The 26,565-nt window shown below is 59.7% G+C and carries 27 protein-coding genes; 9 read left to right on the plus strand and 18 right to left on the minus strand.

Annotated elements, in window-relative coordinates:
* Positions 1 to 57: 57 nt before the first annotated feature.
* Genes ACIPR4_RS21805 through sixA form a run of 3 tightly spaced genes read left to right on the plus strand, consistent with a single transcriptional unit; the run spans position 58 to position 2,135 of the window.
* Positions 58 to 936 (plus strand): hypothetical protein, encoded by an 879-nt coding sequence (locus ACIPR4_RS21805; protein ID WP_049780957.1) that lies wholly within the window; start codon positions 58 to 60, stop codon positions 934 to 936.
* The gene (locus ACIPR4_RS15005) at positions 933 to 1,571 is read left to right on the plus strand and encodes a class I SAM-dependent methyltransferase (RefSeq protein ID WP_013569508.1); all 639 of its coding nucleotides are present in this window, start codon (positions 933 to 935) and stop codon (positions 1,569 to 1,571) included. The genes ACIPR4_RS21805 and ACIPR4_RS15005 overlap by 4 nt, the downstream gene beginning before the upstream one ends.
* 12 nt (positions 1,572 to 1,583) lie before the next feature.
* Positions 1,584 to 2,135, plus strand: a complete 552-nt coding sequence (gene sixA, locus ACIPR4_RS15010) for a phosphohistidine phosphatase SixA (protein ID WP_013569509.1) — start codon at positions 1,584 to 1,586, stop codon at positions 2,133 to 2,135.
* On the opposite strand, the gene ACIPR4_RS15015 is transcribed toward sixA, so the two are convergent.
* Entirely contained in the window at positions 2,087 to 3,685 is a 1,599-nt protein-coding gene (locus ACIPR4_RS15015; protein ID WP_013569510.1) for a Ppx/GppA phosphatase family protein, read from the minus strand. The genes sixA and ACIPR4_RS15015 overlap by 49 nt on opposite strands.
* Positions 3,686 to 3,828: 143 nt before the next feature.
* Here ACIPR4_RS15015 and ACIPR4_RS15020 point away from each other — a divergent pair, with 143 nt between their 5' ends.
* Together ACIPR4_RS15020 and ACIPR4_RS15025 are read left to right on the plus strand one after the other, a co-directional pair.
* On the plus strand, positions 3,829 to 5,736 hold the full coding sequence (locus ACIPR4_RS15020; RefSeq protein WP_144312445.1) for an ArnT family glycosyltransferase: 1,908 nt from the start codon (positions 3,829 to 3,831) through the stop codon (positions 5,734 to 5,736).
* Between the two features lie 58 nt (positions 5,737 to 5,794).
* The gene (locus ACIPR4_RS15025) at positions 5,795 to 7,639 is read left to right on the plus strand and encodes an ArnT family glycosyltransferase (RefSeq protein ID WP_245536358.1); all 1,845 of its coding nucleotides are present in this window, start codon (positions 5,795 to 5,797) and stop codon (positions 7,637 to 7,639) included.
* Between the two features lie 6 nt (positions 7,640 to 7,645).
* Here ACIPR4_RS15025 and ACIPR4_RS15030 read toward each other — a convergent pair whose 3' ends face one another.
* Positions 7,646 to 8,833: a glycosyltransferase gene (locus tag ACIPR4_RS15030; RefSeq protein ID WP_013569513.1), complete on the minus strand. Its 1,188-nt coding sequence runs from the start codon at positions 8,831 to 8,833 to the stop codon at positions 7,646 to 7,648.
* A gap of 36 nt (positions 8,834 to 8,869) precedes the next feature.
* Entirely contained in the window at positions 8,870 to 9,310 is a 441-nt protein-coding gene (locus ACIPR4_RS15035; protein WP_013569514.1) for a MerR family transcriptional regulator, read from the minus strand.
* 106 nt (positions 9,311 to 9,416) lie between these two features.
* On the opposite strand from ACIPR4_RS15035, the gene ACIPR4_RS15040 reads away from it, so the two are divergent.
* Complete coding sequence (locus tag ACIPR4_RS15040) at positions 9,417 to 10,463, plus strand: SDR family NAD(P)-dependent oxidoreductase (protein WP_013569515.1); 1,047 nt, start codon at positions 9,417 to 9,419, stop codon at positions 10,461 to 10,463.
* A 3-nt stretch (positions 10,464 to 10,466) separates the two neighbouring features.
* On the opposite strand, the gene ACIPR4_RS15045 is transcribed toward ACIPR4_RS15040, so the two are convergent.
* The 7 genes from ACIPR4_RS15045 to dnaK all read right to left on the minus strand — a co-directional run bounded on the left by ACIPR4_RS15045 (position 10,467) and on the right by dnaK (position 16,123).
* Entirely contained in the window at positions 10,467 to 11,687 is a 1,221-nt protein-coding gene (locus ACIPR4_RS15045) for a DnaJ C-terminal domain-containing protein (protein ID WP_013569516.1), read from the minus strand.
* A 9-nt stretch (positions 11,688 to 11,696) separates the two neighbouring features.
* Positions 11,697 to 12,317 (minus strand): hypothetical protein, encoded by a 621-nt coding sequence (locus ACIPR4_RS15050; RefSeq protein ID WP_013569517.1) that lies wholly within the window; start codon positions 12,315 to 12,317, stop codon positions 11,697 to 11,699.
* Positions 12,317 to 13,234, minus strand: coding sequence for an Fpg/Nei family DNA glycosylase (locus tag ACIPR4_RS15055; protein ID WP_013569518.1), 918 nt, complete (start codon positions 13,232 to 13,234; stop codon positions 12,317 to 12,319). Before ACIPR4_RS15055 ends, ACIPR4_RS15050 begins: the two co-directional genes overlap by 1 nt.
* A gap of 11 nt (positions 13,235 to 13,245) precedes the next feature.
* The gene (locus ACIPR4_RS15060; RefSeq protein ID WP_013569519.1) at positions 13,246 to 13,560 is read right to left on the minus strand and encodes a HigA family addiction module antitoxin; all 315 of its coding nucleotides are present in this window, start codon (positions 13,558 to 13,560) and stop codon (positions 13,246 to 13,248) included.
* A gap of 8 nt (positions 13,561 to 13,568) precedes the next feature.
* Positions 13,569 to 13,847, minus strand: a complete 279-nt coding sequence (locus ACIPR4_RS15065) for a type II toxin-antitoxin system RelE/ParE family toxin (RefSeq protein ID WP_013569520.1) — start codon at positions 13,845 to 13,847, stop codon at positions 13,569 to 13,571.
* A gap of 52 nt (positions 13,848 to 13,899) precedes the next feature.
* On the minus strand, positions 13,900 to 14,070 hold the full coding sequence (locus tag ACIPR4_RS22785) for a hypothetical protein (RefSeq protein ID WP_013569521.1): 171 nt from the start codon (positions 14,068 to 14,070) through the stop codon (positions 13,900 to 13,902).
* A 136-nt stretch (positions 14,071 to 14,206) separates the two neighbouring features.
* A complete protein-coding gene (dnaK, locus tag ACIPR4_RS15070) occupies positions 14,207 to 16,123 on the minus strand; it encodes a molecular chaperone DnaK (RefSeq protein WP_013569522.1) in 1,917 nt (638 codons plus the stop codon).
* Between the two features lie 151 nt (positions 16,124 to 16,274).
* Here dnaK and ACIPR4_RS15075 point away from each other — a divergent pair, with 151 nt between their 5' ends.
* The gene (locus tag ACIPR4_RS15075) at positions 16,275 to 17,351 is read left to right on the plus strand and encodes a beta propeller repeat protein (RefSeq protein WP_013569523.1); all 1,077 of its coding nucleotides are present in this window, start codon (positions 16,275 to 16,277) and stop codon (positions 17,349 to 17,351) included.
* Between the two features lie 11 nt (positions 17,352 to 17,362).
* On the opposite strand, the gene ACIPR4_RS15080 is transcribed toward ACIPR4_RS15075, so the two are convergent.
* The 8 genes from ACIPR4_RS15080 to ACIPR4_RS15115 all read right to left on the minus strand — a co-directional run bounded on the left by ACIPR4_RS15080 (position 17,363) and on the right by ACIPR4_RS15115 (position 24,687).
* Positions 17,363 to 18,382 carry a hypothetical protein gene (locus ACIPR4_RS15080; RefSeq protein ID WP_013569524.1) on the minus strand — a complete coding sequence of 340 codons (1,020 nt, stop codon included), beginning with the start codon at positions 18,380 to 18,382 and terminating at the stop codon, positions 17,363 to 17,365.
* Between the two features lie 9 nt (positions 18,383 to 18,391).
* Positions 18,392 to 18,991: a hypothetical protein gene (locus ACIPR4_RS15085; RefSeq protein WP_013569525.1), complete on the minus strand. Its 600-nt coding sequence runs from the start codon at positions 18,989 to 18,991 to the stop codon at positions 18,392 to 18,394.
* Positions 18,988 to 19,593: a hypothetical protein gene (locus ACIPR4_RS15090; RefSeq protein WP_013569526.1), complete on the minus strand. Its 606-nt coding sequence runs from the start codon at positions 19,591 to 19,593 to the stop codon at positions 18,988 to 18,990. Before ACIPR4_RS15090 ends, ACIPR4_RS15085 begins: the two co-directional genes overlap by 4 nt.
* The gene (locus ACIPR4_RS15095; RefSeq protein WP_013569527.1) at positions 19,590 to 20,261 is read right to left on the minus strand and encodes a PilN domain-containing protein; all 672 of its coding nucleotides are present in this window, start codon (positions 20,259 to 20,261) and stop codon (positions 19,590 to 19,592) included. The genes ACIPR4_RS15090 and ACIPR4_RS15095 overlap by 4 nt, the downstream gene beginning before the upstream one ends.
* A complete protein-coding gene (locus ACIPR4_RS15100; RefSeq protein WP_013569528.1) occupies positions 20,261 to 21,247 on the minus strand; it encodes a type IV pilus biogenesis protein PilM in 987 nt (328 codons plus the stop codon). Before ACIPR4_RS15100 ends, ACIPR4_RS15095 begins: the two co-directional genes overlap by 1 nt.
* 37 nt (positions 21,248 to 21,284) lie before the next feature.
* The gene (locus tag ACIPR4_RS15105) at positions 21,285 to 22,919 is read right to left on the minus strand and encodes a GspE/PulE family protein (RefSeq protein WP_013569529.1); all 1,635 of its coding nucleotides are present in this window, start codon (positions 22,917 to 22,919) and stop codon (positions 21,285 to 21,287) included.
* Between the two features lie 69 nt (positions 22,920 to 22,988).
* On the minus strand, positions 22,989 to 24,188 hold the full coding sequence (locus ACIPR4_RS15110; protein WP_013569530.1) for a type II secretion system F family protein: 1,200 nt from the start codon (positions 24,186 to 24,188) through the stop codon (positions 22,989 to 22,991).
* Positions 24,189 to 24,306: 118 nt separating this feature from the next.
* Positions 24,307 to 24,687 (minus strand): HesB/IscA family protein, encoded by a 381-nt coding sequence (locus ACIPR4_RS15115; protein ID WP_013569531.1) that lies wholly within the window; start codon positions 24,685 to 24,687, stop codon positions 24,307 to 24,309.
* 262 nt (positions 24,688 to 24,949) lie between these two features.
* Here ACIPR4_RS15115 and ACIPR4_RS15120 point away from each other — a divergent pair, with 262 nt between their 5' ends.
* Both ACIPR4_RS15120 and ACIPR4_RS15125 read left to right on the plus strand, forming a co-directional pair.
* Entirely contained in the window at positions 24,950 to 25,216 is a 267-nt protein-coding gene (locus ACIPR4_RS15120; protein ID WP_013569532.1) for a hypothetical protein, read from the plus strand.
* Between the two features lie 60 nt (positions 25,217 to 25,276).
* Positions 25,277 to 26,515: a dipeptidase gene (locus ACIPR4_RS15125; protein ID WP_013569533.1), complete on the plus strand. Its 1,239-nt coding sequence runs from the start codon at positions 25,277 to 25,279 to the stop codon at positions 26,513 to 26,515.
* The last annotated feature ends 50 nt before the right edge of the window (positions 26,516 to 26,565 follow it).

Here is a 26,565-nt window from a genome sequence, read left to right on the forward strand (position 1 = left end):
CAGGCCTATTTCAAGCCTGCCCCTATAGAAATGCGTCCATTGCATTTTGGAGATGTTTTGGCCGAAAAAAGAGCCACTGCCCTATCGCACTCCCTTCCGGAGATGTGGCACCTCCTCAGTCTCGATGCACCTCTCGTAGCTATCGTCTGGACCTGCCTTCTGAGCTGGAGCGTCGACGCGACTCCAACCTTGCCGGAGGTATGCGCCCTTGGTCTCGCAGTGTGGATGCTCTACGCACTTGATCGCCTGCTGGACAGTCTCCGCGGCAAGCATCCCCTGGAAGACAGGCACCGCTTCCATCGCCTACATTGGCGTGGATTTGTCTTCACGCTGGCACTCGCTATCCCTCTCGAATCCTGGATCGTCCTCACGCTTCCGCATAACATTCGCTTTGCGTGGATGCTCCTCGGTGTCCCGCTCGTGGCGTATCTGCTTCTCATCCACCTGACTTCTCTGCGCCCGCCGAAAGAGTTTATCGTCGCACTCTTCTTCGCCGCCGCATGCATCATGCCCGCAGCCATCCGTGTTGGCGTGGCTCCCTTACTGGGCGGAGGATCGCTCTTTGCGCTACTCTGCTGGACCAACTGCGTAGCCATCGCTCGTTGGGAAAAAGACGTGCAACCCCATCCGATGACCGAGTGGGCCGCATGCAATCTTCGGAGCCTGTGTGGCGCGATCGTTCTAGGGGCTGGCATTCTGTTCCTCGTGAATGGGTCTTCCGCTGTAGCAGGAGCTGCATCTGTATCGGCGCTCGCGCTCTGGGCCGCGGATGTCAGTTGGGGCGTCAAAGGTTCCCGCCTGCGCATGCGCGTCCTCGCAGACGCCGTTCTACTCACGCCGATCGCGTCGATCGCAGGCATGCCCGCGCTGCGGCAGCACACCTTCGCGCATCTCCTCACCATCCTTCCCCATCTTCACGCGGCGACACTACGGTGAAGGGGTTTGACCGCGTTGCGCGTCTCTATCGCTGGGCGGAGTACGCGACGTTCGGCCCCATCCTGTCGCGATGCCGCCTCGAGTTCTTGTCCACTGCAACAGACGCACAGCTCGCCCTTGTGCTCGGAGATGGCGATGGGCGTTTCACCGCAGCATTGATCGGCTCCTCACCCCAGATCGTCGTCGACGCGGTCGATCAGAGCACCGAGATGCTTCGTCTGCTCTCTGCCCGATGCGACTCCGAGCGTGTACACACCCACTGCATCGATGCCATGCGCTTTGACGTACGCGGCCCCTACGATCTCATCGCGACCCACTTCTTTCTCGACTGCCTGTCCACAAGCGACGTCCATACGCTCTCTCTTCGGATAGCCGCCAGCAGTGCGCCAAAAGCCCTCTGGCTCATCTCGGACTTCAATATTCCTACAGGCGTCATGCACTGGCCAGCGCGTATGCTCATCCGCTTCCTCTATCTGGCGTTTCGCATCCTCGCAGGACTGCGCATTCAGCAGCTTCCTGCATGGCGTCGGGCGTTAGGAGAGGCCGGGTTCCAATGCCTGGGAAGCGTGCCTCGTCTTGGTGGAATCCTCATAGCGGAGATGTGGGAGCTACAGCCTCCGGTGCGCATTCGATAGACTGGTAGAGCCATGACTTTGTATATCCTTCGACATGCGAGCGCCGGGACGCGTCGCGCCAATCCCGTACTGGACGTAAGACGGCCCCTGGATAAAGACGGAAAGAGGCACTGCCTTCTGCTGGGTCACGCTCTGACGGCATTGAAGATCAACTTTGACGTCGTCATCTCCAGTCCGTTGAAGCGCGCCGTGCAGACGGCGTCCCTCGTGGGCACAGAGACCGGCTATGAGCAGCGCGTCGTCTTGTCGGAGGGTTTGTCGCCCGCCGCGGACTATGAAGCGTTTGAAAAGCTTCTCGCGACCTGCACGCACGAAGAGAACGTTCTGCTGGTGGGTCACAATCCGAATCTTCCGGCCTTCATAGGTCGGCTGCTGACCGGCGGAGGTCGCATTGGCAAGCCCGCTGCCGTTCGCATGCGGAAGGGCTCCATCGCGAAGATCAGCACCGACCGCGCCGCGGGACAAAATGGGCCCACGCTGCAATGGTTGATGGAGCCACGTATGGTTCGCGCTCTTTATGCCACTTCGACCAAGAGTTCGCGACGGAATACTTCGCGAAAGTAAGCTGACTCCTTCCGCGCCGACCAGGACTCCAGTTCGGCGTTGCCACGCGTGGCGCGTAGCTCAAGCACCACCCGCTTTGGATAAATCTTCGCGGCAATCCGCAAGGTGTCATTTACACGATCCTGGTTTAAAGCCACCGCCAGCCGCAGAAGCACAATCGCGCGCCGCACATGCAGATGCTCCTCCGGTGGAACGAAGCGCATGGGACGGTCTTCGGCATCCGGGCGGCTCTTTCCCAGGTAGCGTGCGATGGCCGAAACAATCGCGCGCTGTACCGGAGAAAATCCAAAGATCTCGGAGTTCGCAATAATGTACTGTGTGTGCCGATGATGACCCTGGTGGTTCATGAACTTGCCCACATCATGCATCACCGCTGCAGAAGCCAGCCAGAAGCGATACTCGTCCGGCAGTTCATGCACGCGGACCAGCAGATCGAAGAGCTTCACTGCATCGGCGCGTACCGGTTCGTACTTCTTCGCATCCACTCCGTAGCGCTTGGCCACGCGCAGAACGCCGGACCAGCGTTCCTCTTCTACCGCGCGGTGCACGGACGCTCGCATATCCGTATCGGCGAGCATCTGCGCAAGAATGCCGTCGCGCAGACCGAGCGTCGAATAACGAATCGAGGATAGGTTGAGGCGCTCCATGAGCGTGGCGAAAACAATGGCCCCACCCACGATGATGTCACCGCGCTTTGGTCCGATCCCAGGAACCGCAACGCGCTCCACATTCGTCATCTTCGCCAGTTTGTTGGCCACAGTGCGCACCTGTAGCACTGTGGCAGAGAGAGGCTGCAACTTCGAGGGCTTCTTCAACGCCTTCTTGAGAGAGGGCTTCTTCACCGCCGTTTTCTTCGGAGCGACCTTTGCACCGGGCACGAACTGCGGCGCGCCCACGGCTTCAGTCAAAGCCGCAGCCGTGCCCGAAGTCGCGATCACCAGCGCGACATTTGGTTCGCCCAGCTTGCGCTGCGCGCGTGAGATCTCACGATCGATGAAGCTCTGCAGGCGATGAAGATCTTCGCGTGTCGGCGGATCGTTCCGCAAGAACTCCTGCTGCAAACGAACCGCGCCAAGAGGAAGTGAGACGATCTCCCGAATACGGCCGTCTTCCGACAGTGTGACCTCGCAGGAACCGCCACCGAGATCGATCATCAGACATCGTCCGCGAGCCCCAGGCTCATGCGTCACCACGCCAAGATGAATCAAGCGCCCCTCTTCGAGGCCCGAGATGACGTCGATATCCCATCCTGTGGAAGACTTCACCCACGCGATAAACGCCGCTGCGTTACGCGCATCGCGCATGGCAGAGGTCGCCACCACGCGCACGCGATCGACCACATGGGCCTGCACAGCCTTCTGGAATCGTTTGAGCGCGCGAATCGTGTTCGCCATCGCGTCGGGCGAGATCATACCCGTCTCGAAGACACTTTCGCCAAGCCGCACCACTTCGCGGTCCTCGTGCAACGTATGTAATGTGTGGTTCTGAACACTGGCGATTGCGAGACGGCAGGAGTTGGAACCGATATCAATCGCTGCAAAGGTGGGCACGGGAGCAAGTCCTCAGAGGCAGAAATTTGCGACCCGAATGGGCCACCTTGCATGGAGTCTACAAGAGTGGAAATAGAGGAGAATGAAGAAGGCGCATTTCTTTCGGAACTTCTGCGAATTTGGGGCGTCTAGTGAATATGAATATGACCACGGTCGCAACAGATCGCGAGCAGTCAAAAGCAGGAAAGAGACCCGTCTCGCGAACAAAAATTCAGAGTGGTCTTCGCGAAGCACACTGGTGGCCTCGACGCTCCCATCTGGTGTGGATTCTCGGCCTGTTCCTCGCTGTGTATGCGGGCTCGCTCTTTTCTCCGCCTCTGCTCGACGACGCCGATGCGACCCACGCCAATGCCTCCCGACACATGGCCGAGACCGGCGATTTTGTTACCCTGCGCGTCAACGGAATTCGCTATCTCGAAAAGGCCCCGCTGCCCTACTGGGTGGTCGCGGCTGGGTTCAAAGTTTTTGGATACGATACATTCGCGGTGCATCTCCCGCTGGCGCTGAGCGTCCTTGCCCTGGCGCTGCTGGCCTATCGATGGGGAATGCTCGCCTGGGGTGACCGCGCAGCCCTCTATGCCGCCTCCGCCGTGTTGACCAGTGTCGGTGTGTTTCTCTTCACGCGCGTCTTCATTCCCGAGGTACTGCTCAGCCTCTTCATGGTGGGTACGCTGTACTGCGTCCTGCGTGGACTGGAGCTGCGGAAAAAGGCCTGGATTTACGCCGCGTGGACGATGCTTGCCTTTGCTGTCCTGACCAAGGGTCTCGTTGCCATCGTCTTTGTGGGGGCCGCTCTTCTGGCGTACGGCTTGTTTACGGGCGATCTGCGACGCTGGCGGGAACTGCGCCTGCTGACGGGCGGCCTTCTTTTTCTAGCATTCGCCGCGCCGTGGCACATTTTGGCGGGGCTACGTAATACCGGTGGAGCGCAAGGCCACGGGTTCTTCTGGTTCTACTTTGTGAACGAGCATTGGCTGCGCTTCCTCGGCAAGCGAATGCCTCACGACTACAACAAGCTGCCCGGTTGGCTGTACTGGTCGCTGCATCTGGTGTGGCTGTTTCCGTGGAGCCTCCTCTGGCCCGCGGTCGCCATCGCAGCCTGGCGCGAACGGTCGACGCGGCGCGACTTCGCCTGGCGCACCTCCGTTCTGCTGGGCAGCTTCACCAGCATCGTCCTGATCTTCTTCGCAATGTCGACCAATCAGGAGTACTACACCTATCCCGTCTACATGCCTCTGGCCCTGCTGACGATGGCGGGTGTGGTGATTGCAGAGCGGCGCTTTGCGTTGGACACCAAAGTGCGGCGATGGTTTATCGCGGGGCACGTTGTACTCACCGTCGTCGGCGCGGGCGTTGCTCTGGCACTGGCAGGCGGCCTATGGCAGAGCCGCAAGCTCCCTTACGTCTCCGATATCGGTGAGATGCTCGCGCACAGGGGCGTGGGCGATTACACGCTCTCCATGTCCCACTTCTTCGACCTCACAGGTCCATCCTTCGCTGCGCTGCGTCTGCCCGCCACGCTGGCCATGATTGCCTTCGCCGCCGGCCCCGGCATCTCCTGGTGGCTGCGCAAAAAAGGAGAGCATAAGGCGAGCACACTCACCATGGCTTTGACCTCAGCCATCTTCCTGATCGCGGCCCATATCGCTCTGGTCCGCTTCGGTCCGATGTTGTCGTCGCAGAAGATCGAAGCGCGCTATGAGGAGCTGATGGACTCCGGCGCCTTCGCGAAGGACAGCGAACTCATGCTCTACGGCGACCAATCCTATGGGTCTTCGATCCCCTTTTACGCAGGGGAGACGGTGCCTCTGGTCGAAGGAAGATCCACCTCAATGTGGTTTGGCTCGACCTTCCCGGATGCACCAAAGATCTTCTGGACGAAGCAGGAGTTGGAAGACGTCTGGGGTATAGGGCGTCGGAAGGTTCTCTTCGTTCCACTAGAAAAACGAGACGAAGTCGATGCGCTCCTGGGCAAGCGTCAGGTCGTACTCATGGAGGTCAGCGGCAAGGCTCTGGTAACCGATCGTCCTCTCGGGGAGCCTGCACGTTGACATCTGGCGCAATGTGACGGACGATGATGAAACCCCTCACAGTCGAAACGAAATAGCCTTGAACGCTCCTCCTGCTCTAACTCATCCCCGTCGTGCGCGCTCACGTTCTGTCGCCGGTCTGGTCATGATCTGGCTCATTCTGCATCTGGGCTGCCTCTTTTCACCGGGCCTGCTGGACGATGTCGACTCGGTCTACATCGAAGTGGCGCGCGAGATGATGCTGCGGCACGACTATGTGACGCCCTACATCGACGGTGTCCGTTTTTTTGATAAACCTCCCCTAATGTACTGGATGGCCGCGGGCAGCATGCAGATCTTCGGCGCGTATGACTGGGCCGCGCGCCTTCCGCTCTCGCTCATGGTGCTGGCGCTGTTCCTCACCGTCTACGCCCTGGGCGTTCGCTTCTTCGGCGAACGCGGCGGCTTCTACTCCGCACTCGCTATGGCGACCAGCCTGGGGCCGTATCTCTTCACACGCTTCTACATCCCGGACATCATGAACGCGCTCTGGATGACGATCGGCGTTCATCTTTTCCTGATGGCACTGGATCGGGTGAAGGAAGGCCGCAGCGCACGCTGGCCTGCCTGGGGATTCGCTGCAGCCATGGCGTTGAACCTTCTCACTAAGGGCCTCATCGGAATCGTTTTCCCCATCGGCTTCGTGGTCTTTTATCTCCTCGTCACGCGACAGGTTGCCGCGCTGAAGAAGATGTGGCCGGGCAGCGGTATGCTCCTGTTCCTGGCGATTGCGCTGCCCTGGCATGTGCTGGCCGCCCTACGCAATCCCGCCATCGCGATGCCTGCGGGTCTCGGCTTACCGGCTCGCGCGGGATGGTTGTGGTTCTACATCGTGAATGAGCACTTCATGCGCTTCCGGGGTCTGCGCATCCCGCACGATTACGGACAAGTCCCGATCCCTCTCTTCTGGCTGATGTTTTTCCTCTGGCTCGCGCCGTGGACCGCGTTTCTCCCCTCGGCCCTGCTGCGGACGTGGCATGTGCTGCGGCGACGCGTCGTAGCGGACGCCATCGAGTACGAAAGCTCGCTGGCCCTTCTGCTCTGGGCAGGCATGGTGCTCGGCTTCTTCACCCTGTCGTCGCGGCAGGAGTACTATTCGCTGCCCGCATTGCCCGCACTGGCTCTCATGGCGGGCGGAGTGTTGAACGCAGCTGATCGCCGTGAAGAACCAGCCCGCAAAGGCGTGCTCCGCGGAGCGACCTGGGCGCTCCTGCCGTTGGCCACGCTGGTTGCCATCGCCTGCGCGCACTTTGCGATGGTCGCGCCAAAGCCACCAGCAGGCGCGGACCTCGCGGACCTCCTGACCATCAATCCAGACCAGTACAACCTCGCCCTGGGACACCTGTACGACCTGACCGGACGCGCGATGGGCTTCTTCCTCGGGCCGTTGTGGGGCGTCGCCGTATCGATGCTCGGCGTGGGCCTGGGATCGTGGTGGCTGCGCCGCTCCGGTCGAACGCACGCGGCGAATCTCGTGCTCGGCATCAGCATGTGCGGCGTTCTGCTGTGCGTGCACTCCGGGCTGGATCGTTTTTACCCGATCCTTGGATCGAAGGGACTCGCCGAAGAGATCGCACGCGTACTGAAGCCCGGCGACCGCATCATGCTCGATGGCGAACTGACCTCAGGCTCCACACTGATCTTCTACACAAGGCAGCCGGTCTCCCTTGTGAACGGACACGTGAACGGGCCGTGGTTCGGGTCTTTCTGGCCTGACGCTCCCAGGATCTTCGAGACGGACGACTCGCTCCGCGCAGCCTGGGCTGGCAAGCAGAGAATCTTCCTCATGACCTACAACGACGTCCGAAGGGCCGATCTCGAACGGTTTGGCCCCGTGCATATCCTGGCGCAGAGGGGCGGTAAGACCGTCCTCAGCAACCAGTAACGAGCGTTATCCCTTTGTGGTAGCGGGTACGACACGCCCGTCCGGCGTCAGTTCAAAGTTGGCGTCGTGATAAGTGAAGCCGCTACCGCAGTAAGAGCCTACCCACAGGATGCCTCCCATGAGATCGCGCAAAGGATAAAGCAGTGACTGTGTAAACCACTCCTGCTCTCCCAGCGTGTGCAGCGCGACCGCCGCCAGAAGGATCCGGTTCGCGCAGGCCGCCAGCAGGAACATCGCACCGTGGAGCGGTTGGCCAGCCAGCACTCCCCACAGAAGCCCAATCAGACCGAAGGGCACCGCGAAGGTCAGGCCCGAACCAAGGTGCCCCAGCGGACGCGAGCGCCGCGTGCTCTTCATCCATCGCACCTGGTTGCGGAACGACTCCGCAAAAGGAGTCTCCAGCACCACCAGGCGGATTACGTGCGAGGAGATGATGACCCGGCGGCCACTCTCAGCAAGACGATTCCCCAGGACGAAATCCTCTGCGAAGTACTGGCCGAGATCTTCATAGCCTCCCGCATCCAGAAACGACTGCCGTGGAAGGATCATCGTGACGCCGAGGGCAAAGCGAGTTCCCCCCTCAACCATATCGGCGACCAGGCATCCCGACACCATCTCGACACTCTTGCCGATGGCATCCAGTCGCGGGCTGAGACCCGCGCCCGGTTCTACCGTCCCGATATACATGCAGGAAGCAAGCGCGGTCTTGCCATCGGCAAGCGACTGAATGCACTCCCGCAGGTAACTCGGGACCACCCGCGCATCCGCATCGCTGGTGACAAGAAGATCGTGCGTCGCGGCCTGTGCCATGAACGCCAGCGACCACATCTTCGCATTGGGATACTGCGGTTCCCCACAGGTGAGGAAGCGCGCATTCACCTCGGGATAACGCTGTGCGATGGTCTGAGCGATTTGCAGCCCCGCATCCGACGCGTGACGCGCGCAGAAGATCAGTTCGTAGTCTGGATAATCCTGCGTAAAGAACCGTTCGAGGTTCTCTGCCAATCCCGGCTCCGCACCATGCAGAGGCTTGAGAACGCTGATCGGAGGCAGGAAATTGGCCCCAAGACGGGCATCGCGTCGCCTGCGTCGGCCAAAGCGCAGCGTGGCCATCACCACCATGCCGCAGTAGATCGTCGAGGTGGCCGTACCCAGAATCGCCAGCCCCAGAAGGATGTGTAGGAAAAGATTCATGATGCAGTCTGTAGCCAGTTTAGAAGATGCTGGCTGCTACGGCTTTTTCGGCTTGGAGGCCGTCTTGCGCGGAGTGGGCATCACAATAGGGACGTCCACCCTCGGCACGACGAGCGGCCGACGCAGAGGCACCAGCCCCGACTGCGAAGCCGAGGCACGCTGGATGTGCGGCAGCATCTCCGACCGGACGTAGTCGACGAATCCCTGCATCTGCCGGTTCATCTCCTCCATCCGCTCCCGCATCTGGAGAACGATGGCGATCCCGGCAATATTCACACCGAGATCCCGCGCGAGATTCAGGATGAACTCCAGGCGTTCAAGATCCTCTTCGGTATACAGTCGTGTATTGCCATCCGAACGCGAGGGACGCAGAAGGCCTTCGCGCTCATACATGCGAAGCGTCTGCGGATGAATCTCATACATCTCGGCCACGGCCGAGATCATGTAAGCACCCTTCGATTTCCGTTTCGTCGCCATAACTACCTGATTTGATTATGGCGCAAGGTGACTGGTTGTGTAAGGTGCGATTTCAGGACCGTCAAAAATTACAACCACCGTCGCGGTCGGCGGCGTCCTAGCCTGCATGGGTCTTCTCAAACGCACGGTACAGGCAACAGGGATGGCGGCAGGAATTGCCGCAGGTTTAGGGATGACCGCAGTGGCGCTTGTTCGATCCGTACGCGCCCGTTCGATGCGCGGCAAAGTCGTCGTCATTACCGGCGGTTCCCGGGGCCTTGGCCTGGAACTGGCACGGCAGTTCGGCCGCGCCGGAGCCCATCTTGTCCTCGCAGCGCGCGATGAAGAAGAACTCCAGCGCGCCCGTGTCATCCTCGCCAGCGAAGGCGCCGCGCACAGCGCCTCCACCATTGAAATCGTCGTAGCCGACGTTACCCTGCGCGAAGACGCGACCCGCATCATCGAAGCCGCGCGGCAGCGCTTCGGACGCGTGGATGTCCTCATCAACAACGCCGGTGTGATCCACGTGGGCCCCTTCGTCAGCCAGCCGGAAGACGCGTTCGAAGAAGCCATGGCGACGAACTTCTTTGGCGCGCTTTACACCGTCCAGGCCGTCGTGGAAGAAATGCGCGAGCGCGGCGAAGGCAAGATCGTGAACATCGCCTCCATCGGCGGCAAGGTAGCCGTTCCGCACCTCCTGCCCTACGTCGCCTCCAAGTTCGCACTCGTCGGATTCAGCGAAGGCCTGCACGCCGAACTCGCCGCCGACGGAATTCAGGTGACTACCGTTTGCCCCGGCCTCATCCGCAGCGGATCGCATGTGCAAGCGAAGTTCTCCGGACGTCGTCAGGAAGAGTATCGCTGGTTCGCCGCTGGGGCGACCACCCCATTGGTTTCCATCGCAGTCCGTCGCGCCGCAGCCCAGATCTTTCGCGCCGTGGTCGCAGGGGCTGCGGAGATCACCCTGACGCCACAGGCGTGGCTCGCAGCACGAACCGTAGGCATCGCTCCCGTAGGAGCACAGCGTCTCGCAGGAGTCGTGAATCGAACCATGCTCCCGAAACCCGGAGCGCAGGCCGTCACACGTGGCAGCAATCTCCGTCAGCCCTCGCTCAAACTCGTAAAGGCCTGGAGCGAGCACCTGCAGACAGCCAATAATCAAACTGCAGAGTAGCTCTTAGACCTCGCGGAAGAGATCTTCGCGCGGGTCCATCGGATTCAGCTTGGCCAGCTCGCGCAGAATCTCCTTCGAGCGCTCGTCCTGAATCTTCGGTACAACGATCTTTACTTCCACGATCTGATCGCCGCGCACGGCATCCGCAGTGGAAGAGACGACGCCCTTTTCCCTCAGGCGAAGCTTCTGCCCCGTCTGTGTTCCCGGCGTAATCTTCAGCTGCGCCCGACCATCGATCGTAGGCACATCGATCTTCGCCCCAAGCGCTGCTTCAAAGGCCATCACCGGAACCACAACGTGGATATCGTCCGCGTTGCGCGTGAAGACAGGGTGCGTCCCGGCCTTGATGATCAGGTAAAGATCCCCTGGAGCACCGCCGTGCAGGCCCGCATTGCCACGCCCAGCCAGACGAATACGCTGACCGTTGCGTGTACCTGGCTTGATGCGCAACTCCAGCGGCTCACGGCGCGTGATGACACCATCGCCGTGGCACGTCGCGCACTCGTTCTGCACCACACCCGCGCCGTCGCAGCGCGGGCACTGGATGTTGAACTTCATGCGGCCACCCATCTGCGTGACCTGGCCAGAGCCATGGCACTCCGGGCACTCAATGCTTCCACCCGAGGTCGACTGTCCCTTGCAAGTCGGGCACGTCTCAGCCCGCTGAATTTCAAGGCGAGTCACGCCTCCCCGGATCGCCGTCCAGAAGTCGATCTGCACCTGGTATTCCAGGTCGGTACCGGGCTGCGGCCCACGGGCCGCCTGCTTGCCGCCGCCGTTGAACATGCTGCCGAAGATATCTTTAAACGACGAACCGCGGCTTCCGCTCTCCTGCTGCGGCCGACGTGGATTTCCCGTACCGCCTCCAAAGCCGGAGAAGTCGAAGCCGCCAAAGTCGAACGGCACCTCATCATTCTGCGCGGAGCCTCTCTGCTGTGCGCCTGCGCCATAACCGCCGCGGGACGCTGCCTCAGCAGCAGCCGGGTCGATGTTGTCCGAGTAGAAGCCAACCTGGTCATAGATCTTCCGCTTCTTCTCATCCGAAAGGACGTCGTTCGCCTCGGAGATCTCCTTGAACTTCTCTTCCGACTTCTTATCGCCCGGATTCACGTCCGGATGATGTTTACGCGCAAGTTTGCGGAAGGCCTTCCGGATCTCGTCCGGGGTCGCTGTTTTCTTGACGCCGAGAGCGGCGTAATAATCTTTGTTTTGCGTGGGTGCCATCGTGTCTTTCTAAGAATTAGATGATGCAGCGACTAAAGCGTTGCGGCGGCGCAAACGTCGCATGCTGGAGCTCGATCCGCTGGCTTCGATCTCATAACGATAATGCTCCGCGATACGATCGCGCGACCATAATTTGTATTGAGAGCTCTTTTGCTTCCGCATACGGTCTTTTTGAATTACATCCATCTCACGCACCAAGGAACGCAGGTCTGTGTAGTGATCGGACCACGGCGAATCCTTACTCTCCGTTATCGGCCGAAGATCCGCATAGACCGGCTGCACCCATTCATAGAAGGTGTGCCAGACATCGTAGGTCTCCAGATGGCCTTTTTTGATAAGAAGACCAAGATGCTCATAAAAATCCAGCACCTCAAACGCGCTTACCGGCGGGTCTTCAATATCAAGCGCAAGAAGCTCCCCTTGCGGGTCAATCCGCGCCTGTGCCAAAGTGCGGCGCGCGCTCACAAACTTGTCGGAGTGGAAGAAGGCAAGCTGCTTTTCGAGGTTCGAGACGGCGCGGTACCCGCGTTCATGCCGCAGCTGCAAACCGGCATAGCCAATGGCCGCCGCGGAGGTAACCACCAGAGCGACCGTACCGATGGCCTGCGCCTCATTCCAATCAATGAACATTATGCGGGCACCTTCATACTGTGAGATGCGGGCGCCTGACAATTGGGACACCAGAAGAGATTGCGTCCTGCCATCACCTGCGTCAGGATCTTCGTTCCGCAGATCAGGCAAGGTTTGCCCTGGCGACGATAGACGTAATGCGCCTCTTCTTTCAACGGTAGACCCGTCTTCTTCGTCGGCCTGTCCTTCGGCTTCGTCGTAATGATGCGCCGGTCCACCATACCCGCCTTCATCAGCGGAATCGCATCCTTCCAGATGGCTTCGAGCGTCTTTTCGCTCACCGCGTTTCCAGGAGTAAACGGATCGAGCTTCGCGCGGAAGAGTAGCTCGGCGCGATAGATATTGCCAACCCCGGCAGCAATGGTTTGATCCATCAGCAGCGCCGCAACCGCAGTCTTTCGCGCGCGCACCTTCTCGACGAACTTCGTCGCGGGATCGCCGTTCAAAGGATCAGGCCCGAGCCGCGCTTCCAGCGCCTCCCACTGCTGCTGCGAAAAGACAGAACAGTCCGTCGGTCCGCGAAGCTCTACCCAGGCCACCTTCGCGGCCTCAATATGCCCGGTGCCGTCGTCATTGGAGTACCACGCATGCCGCTTACTCTCGCCGGGCTCTACCGGCCCCTTGATCGCCTGCGCGTCGTAGAGGCGAACGCGGAGCGCGCCTTTCTCCGGCGGCAGAGGTCCAGTGCCCTCGGAGAAATCGCCGTACATACCGAGGTGAATATGCAGGATGCGGTCTTTACCGAAGTCATAGCCGAGATGCTTGCCTACTGCAATTACCTTTTCCAGCTTGCGGTTGTCCACGAGCGCTGCGTCCTGAAAGCGGCTGCCCTCGGGAGCGTCGACGCGAATCTTCTTTCCTGCAAAGGCGGCGTTGTGTCGCTCGGCCCAGCGATGGATCTCATTGCCTTCAGGCATTGTTTCTCCGGTTAAGCAACGCGGCGACGTACTTCTTTGTTGATGACAGAGACGGCCTGTTTATAAGTAATCGCGAGTTCATAATTGGCCTGGAGATTCATCCAGAACGACGCTGGCCCGCCAAAGTATGCGGCAAGCCGATAAGCAGTATCTGCAGTAATTCCACGACGCTCGGCGACGATCTCGGTGATGCGCGTGGAAGGCACGCGGAGCGCGATCGACAATGCATTTGCGCTCAGATTCAGCGGCACAAGGAAATCTTCACGCAGAATCGAACCTGGATGAACTGGGAAGCCGGGATGATTTGGATCTCTTGGAATCGACATGAAGCACCTCAGTGATAATCCACGATTTCAACGTCTTCTGCCCCGGCCTTCGTCCATCGGAAGCATATTCGGTACTGATCATTGATGCGAATACTATGCTGACCAGTACGGTCTCCACGAAGCACTTCCAGACGATTCGCTGGAGGAAAACGAAGCGCCTCCAGATCAACTGCCGCATTAAGAGCAGCCAATCTGCGAAGCGCTGCCGAAGTAATAGAGCCAAACTTCTTGTGACGACCTTCTTTGAACAGCGTCTCCACTGCACGGTCGCGAAAAGAGAGAATCACGCGCCAAGCGTACCACGTTGAACGCTATGCGTTCAACGTGGTACGAACTAGTTTAGTTCCAGACATTCTGAATCGGCATGGCTTCAATGCGCAGCATGATATCCGGGGAAACTCCGTTGAGCTTCCGGGCGAACTCGCGGGCCTGTTCCTCGCTATCGAAGACGCTCTTTTCTTTCAATTGGCCTGCGAGGTACTGCTCACACGTCCAGAGAATGGTTTGCATAGTGGGCCTCCTTTCAGGCCTTTGATACAGTGAGGGCGCTCAGAGCATGATTGCTTGAGCGCCCTCTACTTCTTAGACACAAGTTACGCAGATTCGATTCTGCCGGTTCCCTCGTATCCGTTACCGCGTGGTGCGTTTACTTCTTTTCGTCCGCGACATCGACATACTCCGCGTCGATGACGCCTTCATCCTTCTTCGGCTCTTCGGTCGTTCCCTCTGCGGCTGTTGCGCCGTCCGTGGGACCGCTTGCGTTGGCCTTGTACATCGCCTCGGCCAGCTTGTGGCTTACGGCGGTCAGGCGGTCATGCGCTGCCTTGAGCTCGGTGGAAGAAGGCGTTCCGGTCAGCGTGGTCTTCGCATCAGCAAGGGCAGTTTCTACCTCGCTGCGGTCGGACTCGGCTACCTTGTCGCCGCTCTCCTTGAACATCTTGTCCACGTTGTAGACGAGCGAGTCGAGCTGATTGCGTGCCTCAATCTCCTCACGCTTCTCCTTGTCCTCGCCTGCATGCGCTTCGGCTTCCTTCGCCATGCGCTCAATCTCTTCCTTCGAAAGACCCGAGGAGCTGGTGATGGTGATCTTCTGGTCCTTGCCCGTGGCATTGTCCTTCGCCGTCACATTCAGAATGCCGTTCGCGTCGATGTCAAAAGTGACTTCGATCTGCGGCACACCGCGCTGCGCGGGAGGAATACCGGCGAGCTTGAACTTGCCGAGCGTACGGTTCTGCGCGGCCAGCGGACGCTCGCCCTGGAGGACGTGTACCTCAACCTCAGTCTGCGAGTCCGCAGCCGTGGAGAAGGTCTCCGTCTTCTTCGTCGGGATGGTCGTGTTGCGCGGGATCATGCCCGTGGCAACGCCGCCCATGGTCTCGATCGAGAGCGTGAGAGGTGTGACGTCGAGGAGCAAAAGGTCCTTGACCTCGCCGCCCAGAACGCCGCCCTGTACCGCCGCGCCGATCGCGACAACTTCGTCAGGATTCACACCCTTATGCGGTTCCTTGCCGAAGAGCTCCTTCACCAGGGCCTGCATGCGAGGCATACGTGTCTGTCCGCCCACGAGAACGACTTCGTCGATCTTGCTTGCGTCCACACCGGCATCGGACATCGCCTGCTTGCAGGGTCCGACCGAGCGCTGCAGAAGGTCCTCAACGAGAGACTCCAGCTTGGCGCGCGTCATCTTCTCTACGAGATGTTTCGGTCCACTCGCATCCGCCGTGATGAACGGCAGATTGATCTCCGTCTCCATCGTCGTGGAGAGCTCAATCTTGGCGCGTTCCGCCGCGTCACGCAGACGCTGCAGGGCCATTTCGTTACCCTTCGCGCGCAGGTCGAGGCCTTCCTTCTTCTTGAACTCGTCGATCAGGAAGTCCACGATGCGCTGATCCAGGTTGTCGCCGCCAAGGTGCGTGTCACCGTTGGTGGACTTTACTTCGATGACGCCGTCGCCCACTTCGAGAATCGAAACGTCGAACGTTCCGCCGCCGAAGTCATAGACCGCAATCGTCTCGTCCTTCTTCTTGTCGAGACCGTAAGCAAGTGCTGCCGCCGTGGGCTCGTTCACAATGCGCTTTACATCCAGACCGGCAATCTTGCCTGCGTCCTTGGTGGCCTGGCGCTGTGCGTCATTGAAGTACGCCGGAACCGTAATGACGGCTTCCGTGACGGACTGGCCGAGATAGTCCTCTGCCGCCTTCTTCAACTTCTGAAGAATCATGGCCGAAACTTCAGGAGCAGTAAACTCCTTGCCCTGCGCGGAGATAGCGATGTTGTCGCCATGCGCAACGACCTTGTACGGCACCATCTTCTGTTCTTCGCTGACTTCGTTGGGACGACGTCCCATGAAGCGCTTGATCGAGTAAACCGTATTCTCAGGGTTGGTGATCGCCTGACGCTTGGCGACCTGGCCGACGAGACGCTCGCCGCTCTTGGTAAACGCAACAATCGAGGGGGTCGTACGCCCGCCTTCTTCATTCGGAATAACTTTGGCCTCGCCGCCTTCCATCACGGCAACGCACGAGTTGGTGGTTCCGAGATCAATACCGATAATCTTGCCCATAATGCTTTTGAATCCTCCGTGGCCGCGATGGGCCAGATGTGCAGCCGTCTCAGGGCTAGATCCAAGATCGCACCTTGAGTGTGTTGCTGTCAAGGTATCTGATGCAAATTATGCATACCAGGATGCAGGAAACCTCGGCTAAGATGTCGCCATGCGCAAGCTCTTCTCCGTTGCCCTGCTTTGTGCCTCCGCTTTCTGTCAAACCCACCCCCTTTTCGCCCAATGGATCGAGCTGCACTCCGGCTCGACCGCCAGTCTCCGCGCCGTCGATGCTGCAAAAAGCGTCGTCTGGGCCAGCGGTACAGACGGAACAGTCCTCCGCTCCGTGGATGATGGTTCCACGTGGAACAAGTGCGCCGTACCGCAGGGTGCCGCCAAGCTCGACTTTCGTGGAATCCAGGCCGCCGACGCAGAGACCGCCGTAATCATGTCCAGCGGAAAAGGCGACCTCTCCCGGCTCTATAAGACCGTCGACGGTTGCAAGACCTGGAAACTCGTCTTCACCAACCCCGACGCCACAGGCTTCTTCGACGCCATCCGGCATGTAACCGGACGGCAGTTCTACCTTCTCGGCGATCCGGTCGGCGGGAAGTTTGCCATGTTCTTCTCGCAGGACGGTGGCGACACCTGGTTTGCCACGGATGATCCTGGCCTCGACGCCCCTTCGGGGGCCTCGGCCTTCGCCGCCAGTAACAGCGTGCTCGCCAGCGTAGGCCCGTTCCTAGCCTTCGGCACCGGCGGAACCTCGGGTGGAGCTGTGTATACGACCTATGCCAAGTGCGCTACAGGAAAGAGCGATGAAACCTGTCCTCTGGCCTGGCGGCGAGTCGCTGTGCCCGTGGGCGTGGCAAACGCGAGCGGAGGCGTCTTCTCCATTGCCGGTCGGACAACGATGTCCATGAGCGGCAAACTCACAGTCATCTGGGTAGCCGTTGGCGGCGACTACTCCGCCCCGAACGCCACCACAACAAGCGCCGCATTCTCAACAGATGGGGGAGCAACCTGGACGGCTGCGGCTCAGGGGCCGCCGGGATACAGATCTGCCGTGGTCTACAACACAGCCAACTGGCTCACGCTCGGCCCCGGCGGGACAGATCTCAGCGTCGACAATGGAAAGACATGGATACCCGTGGCAGGGGAGGCTGGCGTATGGAACGCCGTCTCGATGCCCTTCGCCGTGGGACCGAACGGTCGAATTGGCCACTGGTCCGCGACCGCAACCCGTTAGAAGAAAGGGAATTACTGAGGATTGTTCGGGCTGGTCGTCGGCGAGGTTGGAGTAGTTGGGGACGTAGTAGTAGTCGAAGATCCAGAGCCGCTTCCGAAACTGGAGCTACTTCCAAAACCACTGCCGAAGCTCGATCCGCTTGAGCCTGAGCTGCCCCCGAAGCTCGTCCCACTGGAACTGTTCCCCGTGCTCCCGCTGGCTCCGAACGAACTGGAACTGCTGCCGAGATTGGATCCGCTGCTGGACGCGATGCCGCCACCCAGGATATTGGATTTCGCCTTCATCAGTTCAATGCGAGGGTCGTAGAAAAACTCCCACTTGGCGAAGTCCTCTTCGCCGTTCCAGGCAATGATCGCCTTCCCCGTCTTATTGGTGCCCACGCCAATAAAGGGGCCCGAGCCTCCCTTGAAGTCGGACGCGGAGGTTCCACCGATCCCGCCGGTCGATCCGGAGGCACCTGTCGTGGAATTTGTCCCGAAGCTACTTGTAGAACCAAAGCTGGAAGAACCACTGGTTCCGGAGGAACTACCCGCCCCATACGAACCACTGGAACTCGAACTGGATCCAAAGCTCAATCCCCCGCTGCTGCTCGTTCCGGTGCCCGTTCCCGTCCCGGTGCCTGTACCCGATGGTGAGCCGATCCCGGCGCCCGCGCCGGTGGTGGCAAGTCCGGCAAGCGGCTCTCCGAAAAATCCCTTCAGTGTGGTCTGCTGCGTTCCCTGGCCGATCAGGCGGTACTCCTTGCCCGTCAGCGGATCGAGATAGTGCTGACGGAGATACCGGATGTTATTGGCCTTATCCAACTGGTCCATCGAGGTGGGAAACGCGCCGGACTTCTTGTAATAAAGCTGGATCGCCCGGACATACTGCTGCGCGCGATGAGTAGATTCGATTTCGCGCTCGCGCTCCAGGTCCTTGGCAACCGAAGGCGCGGCGACAGCCAGCGCGAGGAGCAGCAAAAACACGGCAACCGTAAGACCGATCAGAAGATAACCCTCTTCCCCGGTTGCGTGTTGGCGCTGGTTCGTCATATCTGTACTTTATTGGACGGTGAGAGGCAGCCGCTGGGTATTGTTGTTTTGCAAGTCCGTGACTTCGATCGAGTTCGGGCTGATGGATTTCAACTGGTAGCGGCGGCTTACGATGTCGCCCTGCGCCGCCAGAAAGACGTCGTCTCCCCGGAGCAGGAATGCCTGTCGCGAACCGTCCGCCTTGGTCGCGACTCCGAAAAAGCGCAGATCGATCGGTGGCGGTGGCGGCGGGCCGGTGAAGACGGGAGCACTTACAGCGGCTGCGCCGGTGCGGGCCGACGCAATAGCCTTCGGAATTACGGCCAGCGGCGCAGAGTTCGGGGAGAAGATATTGCGGCCATTCCCGGTATATTCCAGCGACTCCGTCAACAGCATGGCTTCCATGTGCAGGGTCGGGTCCAGCCGCGAAGAGGAAGCGACCACCTTCGCCGGACGTCCTGGTGTTCCAGGGGTGACCACGGGTGCATCCGCCACCACCGGAGTCGTGGGCGCGGGCGCTGACGGCGAAGAAGCAAACTGCGACACCATATAGATCACGCAGACGACGGCGATCACGCCAACGACTGCGGCGAGGATGGTCTGCTTGCGGTTTTCCGCGGAGATCTTCATTGCGCAGCTCCTTCACCGTTAGCAGCGGAAGGCGCAATCGGCATCGGCTCGCGCAGGTACGTCATCAGGCGCAGACGAAGATTCACAATCCCGGTCTGCTGTCCGGTAAGGCCGATGGCGGAGATCAGAAAGAAGCTGCGGTCGCGTTCGAGGCCATTCACAAATCCGGCGAGCGAGCGGTACTCCCCAGTCAGCGCCGCATCCATGACGACTTCAGTCACGCCATTGGCGGGAGGCCTCTGCAGATACTGAACACGTGACAGACGGACATTGTACTTGGTCTTCAACGCGCCCAGCTCCGCCGCAACGTTGGAGTACGCATACGGCAGGCGGCCTTCGTAGAACTTCGTCGCCTCGGCGTTCGAGACCTCGATCTTCGTATCCAGCCCACGCAGAGGACGCGCCGCCACTTCGGCAGCGACCTGTTCCGCCCGGGCAGAAGCGAGAGCATCGTCTCCCTGTGTTCCAGAGTTGCTCCAGACCAGGGCGATATGAACCAGGAGATACAAGTTCACCAACGCAAGCAGAGCCGCTCCCGCGATATGTAGATTCAGTGGAGCCAGCCAGCTGATGGCCTGTTCGCGGCTTACGCTGATCTTCATGGCTGCACCTGCTTTTCCTCGGCCGCTGCTTTAGCTTCACTTGCGCGAGCGCGTGGCTGCAGTGGGTTGTAGCCAGAGACGATCTCAAACTCTACGCCGCCCGGAAGAACCGGCGGGCCGATGTTGAACTGCGGCCCTTGCTGCTGTCCGTTTTCCTTCTGTTGCTGCGCCGACTCACCGACGAGACGAGGGGAGATAAAGCGCTTCCCTTTTTCCAGATTGCGCACCAGATCGACGGCGCGGTCGCGATCGCCAGCCACACGCATCCGGATCAGAACATCGCCTGTCACAGAGATCTGCGGTTCGATACTCAACACCTGCACACCCGCCGGAAGCACCTGCTCCAGATCCATTAGCACCGCCGTCCAGCTGAAGCTCTTGTGCGCAAAGAGGAGGTTCAGAAACTGCGCGCGATCGAGCACTGCGGCGTTCTGCGGCTGCTTCATGCGCGCTTCATTCTGGTGCCGTTCGTCCACAAGCTTTGCCGTCTGTGCGTGGATCGCGTCGAGCTTCTTCTGCTGCTCGCGCGACTTTGCCGTCAGCGTGTGCAGCCAAACCATTAGAGCGATGGCCACCACGGCCAGAGCGCCCATGGCGATGCGCAACCGCCGGAAGATCGGGCCGAGTTCAACATAGGGCCGCGTTGCGAGATTGATGGTGATGCGCATTAGAAGGAGGTCGCTCCTCGAACGCCCGCGAGATATGCTCGCGGAACCTGGGATGTCGCCGTGGCCAGCACGTCCTCCGAAGCCAGCACCGGCTTCGGCTCCAGATCAATCTCTTTGGCAAACTGCGCCGCCTCAGCATCGCGCTCGCCCGCGATGAAGATCTCGCGCGGGCCGAATCCGAGAGAGTCCTCGAAGTACGCGGCCGCTACTGTGATGGCCTGCTGCATCTCGACGGCGACAAAGTCGCTCTTTTCAAGCGTTGTGTAGGGCACGAGCGGTGCCGGGGCTTCGCCCTCGCTCTCTGCGTTGACGGGTATCTCCACACGGACGACACGCGCCAGATCCAGCGTCCGGTGCAGCAGTACTTCTCCACGACGCGTAATTGCTGTCGTGATCGAGTCGGTTCCGGCATTGACCAGAAGCACGGGCTCCGTGGCCTGTAGCGCGCCCACAGCCGCAAGGGTGCTGGGCAGAACGGAGCCGGGCTCAAAGCCGGCATCGCGCACGGCGCTCTCATACTCCGCAAGAATCGCACGCGGCATGGCAACGGCCAGCACCTGCAACGCACCACGGCCCTGCGAGATGACCTGATAGCTGACCGCAGCCGTCTCCGGTTCAAAGGAAAGAAGCTTCGTGAGGCGGAAGCGCACAACGGCCATCGCATCGGCAGCCTTGCTGGGCAGCGTATCGAAGTCGAGGAGGAGCACACGAGCGGTCGCGTCTGGAACAATCAGCGTGACATCGCGCGTGCGCATGCTGACGGATTCGAGCGCCTTGCGCAGGGCCGCGACCAGCGCGGGACGGTCCAGCACATTGCCCTCGCGCAAGGACGGCGCAAGCGTTCCATCCTGAAGTTCTGCAAACGCAACCTGTGCCAGCTTCCGCGTGGCATCGTCGGCGCGCGCGGCTGTGACGCTGCCGCTGCGAATTTCACAGACGAGACGCGGTCGCAAAGATCCTGACGAGATGGAGGAGAGAAATCGCATGGCGGGGCTTTCGCTAGTTTACTGACGGATTCCGTTTCTAGCGCATGGCCTCGATGAAGGTGACTTTGTTAATCTCTCGGAGCGTCGTAATCCCGGCACGGACACGTTGCAGAGCGGAGTCGCGCAGGAAGCTCATGCCCTTCTCGCGTGCCTTCCTTCGGATCTCAGACCCCGGACGTTTCTCCAGAAGCATATCGCGAATCTCATCGTCGAGCTCCAGCAGCTCGTGGATCGCTGATCGGCCACGATAGCCCGTGCCGCCGCATTCGATGCAGCCGGTGCCCTCTCTGAACTTGAAGTCCTTCCACTCTTCAGGATTCAGGCCGCTCTCGACGAGCTGCTCGTCGTTGTACTCCACCAGCACAGAACAGAAGTCGCAGTTCTGACGCACCAGCCGCTGGGCCAGGATGCAGTTCAGTGCAGAGACGAAGTTATATGGCTCGACGCCCATGTTCAGAAAGCGACCCAACACATCGACCACGTTATTTGCATGGACCGTCGTGAAGACAAGATGGCCCGTCAGTGCGGAGTTGATGGCGATCTGCGCCGTCTCCGCGTCACGGATCTCACCGACCAGGATCTTGTCCGGGTCATGGCGCAGGATGGAGCGCAAACCGCGAGCGAAGGTAAGACCTTTCTTCTCGTTGACCGGAATCTGCGTGATGCCGCGGATCTGGTACTCCACTGGGTCTTCGATGGTGATGATCTTGTCTTCTTCGCTCTTGATCTCGTTGAGCGCGGCATAGAGCGTCGTCGTCTTGCCGGAACCAGTCGGTCCGGTCACCAGCACCATGCCGTACGGCTCTTTAATATAGCGGCGAAAACGGGCGAGGTCCTCTTCGCCAAAGCCCACGACATCGAGCGAAAGCTTCTTGAACTTCTCCGACATCGACTCTTTATCGAGTACGCGGAGCACGGCGTTTTCACCATGCACCGTGGGCATGATGGAGACACGGAAATCGATCAGGCGGCCCTTGTAGCGCACGCGGAAACGTCCGTCCTGCGGAACGCGGCGTTCGGCGATGTCCAGCTCAGACATGACCTTAATACGCGAAAGAATCGTCTGGTGATGCTCGCGAGCAATCGGCGCCATGGCGAGTTGCAGTACGCCATCGATGCGGTACTTTACCAGCAACGAGTCGTCGTAGGTCTCAATATGCACGTCCGAAGCGCGGCGTTCGAGCGCGGAGAAGATCGTGGTATCCACCAGACGGATGATCGGCGAGATATCGTCTTCGCTGGTCAGCCGCTCGATGGAGATGTTCTCGTCCGGATTGTCGTCGGAGGAGAGAACGTCGAAGGTCAATCCCTCCGTGGCTTCCTCAAGAACGCGCTGCGACTGTTCCGTCTTCTTCAGAAGCTCATTGATCTGCGAGAGCGTGGCGACGCGCGTGACCAGTCGCTGTCCCAGCAGGCCGGAGATCTCGTCGAGCACCATCAGCTTCGACGGATCGCTGACCGCGATGATCAGTCGTCCCTCGTGCTGCTCCAGCGGGACGAAGTTGTAGCGGAACATCAGTTCCACGGGCACGGCCTTGAAGAGCTCATGCTGGATCTTGAAGTTTTGCAGGTCGACGTACTCGCAGCGATAACGCTTCGCCAGAAGATGCGCGCGCTCTATCTCGCCAAGCTCGGGGTGCGGAATTGGGATTGCCAGCGGTGCTTGTGCCATACGTGGGTTTGACTCCGAGGATACGGGAAGGGCTACCTGCTCTTCTGGAAATCTTTCGCGCTTGAAGTTCTAGTGATTGACTGCGCCTGCACCAAGTTGCAGGATCGGAAGGTAAAGCGCCATGAGAATGATGGCGACCGCAATGCCCATCACGATCAGAATCGTCGGTTCAATCAAGCTCATCGCCGCCGTCAGCGACGTTTCTACATCTTCTTCAAAAAATCCGGCGACCGAGTTGAGCATGGCGGGAAGAGCGCCGGTTGACTCACCGACCTCCACCATCTCGATGGCCAATTCGGGAAATACTTTTGTCGTCTCCATGCTGAAGGACAGGTTCTTGCCCTCCCGCACGCTCGTAACCGAGTTGAACACCGCATTCGAGATCTGGCGCGAAGAGATCGAACGTGCAGCCGTTTCAAGCGACGGCACCAGCGGAAGTCCGCCCGTAAGCAGCGTCGAAAGTGTTCGCGAAAAGAGTGCCACCTGGTACTTCAGCCATACCGCGCCAAACAACGGAATCGCCAGGCGGAACCGGTCGACCATCAGGGCACCGGCGTCCGTCTTCGACCAGCGAAAGAGTAGAAAAACGGTGATGACGAGGACGACCGCGATGTAAATCCCATAATTCTGCGCGATGTTGCCCACATGCAGAAGGAAGACAGTAATCGCAGGCAGAGGCGTGTTCAGCTGATCGTAAAGTGTGGCAAAACGTGGCACGACAAACGTAATCAGAAAGATAAAGAGCGAAAGCACCAGCGTGACCAGCAGCACCGGGTAGACCATCGAAGCCTTAAGCTTTTTCCTAAATGTCAGAGAAATTCGCTGAAAGTCGAGATAGCGCTGCAGCACCTCTTCCAGGTTTCCGGAGCGTTCACCGGCCAGAAGTGTCGTGGTGTAGACGAGCGGAAAGCCCCCTTGTGCATCGAAGGCGGCGGAGAGCGATTCTCCCGTCTTTACGCGCTCGGCAATATTTTCCAGCTGCGCCTTCAGGCGGAGGTCCTTCTGCCGCCGCCCCAGCAACTGCAGTGATCCCGGAATGGGCAAACCCGCCTTGATCAGGGTGACAAACTGCTGGTTAAAGATCAAAAAGCTTTCGAGCTTGACCTTTTTGCGCTTGCTCGCCGAACCGACGCCACGCGGTTTGACCGAGTAAACGTAGTAACCCGCCTGCGTAAAACGGCTGCGTAACTCGTCCGCAGTCGCAGCCGGAAGGGTCTGCTCCTGTACTCGGCCACGTTCATCGGCAAGCTTGATGACAAATTCGGTCATGAATGGAGTTGCAAAAGCACCTGTCTGATTTTAGACGTCATAACGTCGAGAAGGTTCGGAGGCCTGCAACAGAAAAGCCCTGCCGATGGGCAGGGCTTTTGCTTTCAAATACTTTGACTTAGACCGAGAAGGAAGATCCGCAGCCACAGGTGCTCTTGACCTGGGGGTTCTCGAACTTGAAACCCGCGGCCTCAAGCGTCTCCACGTAATCGACCGTGCAACCGTTGAGGTACATGGCGCTGGTGGCGTCGACAAAGACCTTCAGGTCATCGAAACGGACGACCTTGTCCATCATGCCCTGCTGGTTCTCAAAGGACATCGAGTATTGGAAGCCCGAACATCCACCGCCGACCACACCAATGCGAAGACCGGCGGGATGCGGATCCTGCGTCGCCATGATTTCCTTCACCTTAACGATCGCAGAAGCCGTCAGATTGACCGGCTGGGTCGATACGGGAGGTGCGTTGACGACTTCGGGAGTAGTAATGGCAGTGGCCATGTGGGTGTTCTCCTTTGCAAACTGCGCTTCGATCAATTTTATGCCTGCTGGACCCTCGCGGCAAGCCGCGATTTCGCCTGCAAGGAACACTACGGAAATTAGACGCAAAAAACGACCTCAGGATGCAGAGTTTGCCATGTACAGAGGTGCAGAAGTAGGCGTATGCTTGCCGCCGGGCGGCCCCGCCTACCCTCCGAGCCTGTGAACGTGAGCACAGACCCGCCCGGCAGAGGGACCGGTTCCACGGAACTGGAGGCTCATCATGCGCATACTCTTGATTGTCTGGGCTGGCGTTACGGCAGTGGCTGGATGCCTTCTGTTGTACCGCGCCATGCTCACACGTTATGAAGAAGATCAACTCTTTCTCGACGACGCGATCCTTTCAGAGGAACGCGAGCGCCAGAATAAGCTGCAACAGCGGCTCACACAGATTCAACCCTACCTCCGCGTTGCCGGAGGAGCGGCGGCCCTGATGTTTGTCGCCTTGATCGGTTCGCTCACCTGGCAGGCCTATCAGGCGCTTCGGTAGCCGCGAAGATTAGAACTTAGCTTATAAAGGAGTCATCCCGTTTCCCATCTGGAGGACTCCTTGCACGACTGCCTGCGCTTTGTCGCCCCCATCTGTCTGTTGTCCATGATTCCGCTTGCTCTTGCGGAACACACGCCTCGCCACAACGTCACAGACGCCGAGGTGAACGCGATCACGCGCTCCGCCCTCCTGATGGACATGCACAACGACGTCACCTCCGAGACCGTGGAGGGCTTCGACATCGCCGGGACCAACACTCGCGGGCAGACCGACCTGAAGCGCATGAAAGGCTTTCTGGGAGCAGAGTTCTTCGCCGTCTACGTCGGTGCAAACTACGTCAAGGACAATCACTCGGCAAACCGGGCCCTCCAGATGATCGACACGGTGCGTCACGACATCGTGGAAGGCCACCCCAAGGAGTTTGCCTTGGCAACCACGGCGGACGAGATACTCGCAGCCCGGCAACAGGGTAAGATCGCCGCCCTGATGGGCATCGAAGGCGGGCACGCCATTGAAGATTCACTGCGCCTGCTGCGCGACTTCTACACCCTCGGCGTCCGCTACATGACCCTGACGCACTTCAACACCAACAACTGGGCCGACTCGCAGGGCGATATCGACGATCCCAAGATCATGCATCACAACGGCCTCACACCCTTTGGCAAAGATGTCGTCCGCGAGATGAACCGCCTCGGCATGATGGTCGACATCTCGCACACGGCCGACAAGACCTTCGCCGATGCGCTCGAAGTCAGTACCGCTCCCGTAATCGCTTCGCACTCTTCCTGCCGCGCCCTCAGCGCACACACACGCAATCTCACCGACGACATGCTTCGCCAGCTTGCAGCCAAGGGCGGCGTGGCCAACATCAGCTTCGGCTGCGACTTCCTCTCCGACCGCTACTACAAAGCCGAAAAGCCTCTTGAGGCCGGGATGCGTGCACAGTACACGAAACTGATGGAATTGAAAGACCCGGCCGAGCGCGCGGAGAAGATGAAGGCCCTTCAGACCGAGATGGCTGCCAAGCTTCCTCCGGCAACGCTGGCCGACGCGGTCGCGCATATCGACCACGCCGTCCAGATCGCAGGCGTCGACCACGTCGGCATCGGCACAGACTTCGACGGTGTAGGCTGCGTTCCCGAAGGGCTCGACTCTTACGCGAAGTTCCCCAACCTCACACGGGCCCTGCTGGAAAAGGGCTACACCGCGGAAGAGATCAAAAAAATCTACGGCGGTAACATGCTCCGCGTCATGCGCGAGGTAGAAGCCCAGGCAAAAACCCTCCAAGCGAAGAAATAACGCCCGTGCCCCATTCTTCGCGGCTTCATCGCGAAGGGTGGGGTCGCGCG

Origin of the sequence: Terriglobus saanensis SP1PR4 (genome assembly GCF_000179915.2) — a bacterium.
Taxonomy (GTDB): Bacteria; Acidobacteriota; Terriglobia; order Terriglobales; family Acidobacteriaceae; genus Terriglobus; species Terriglobus saanensis.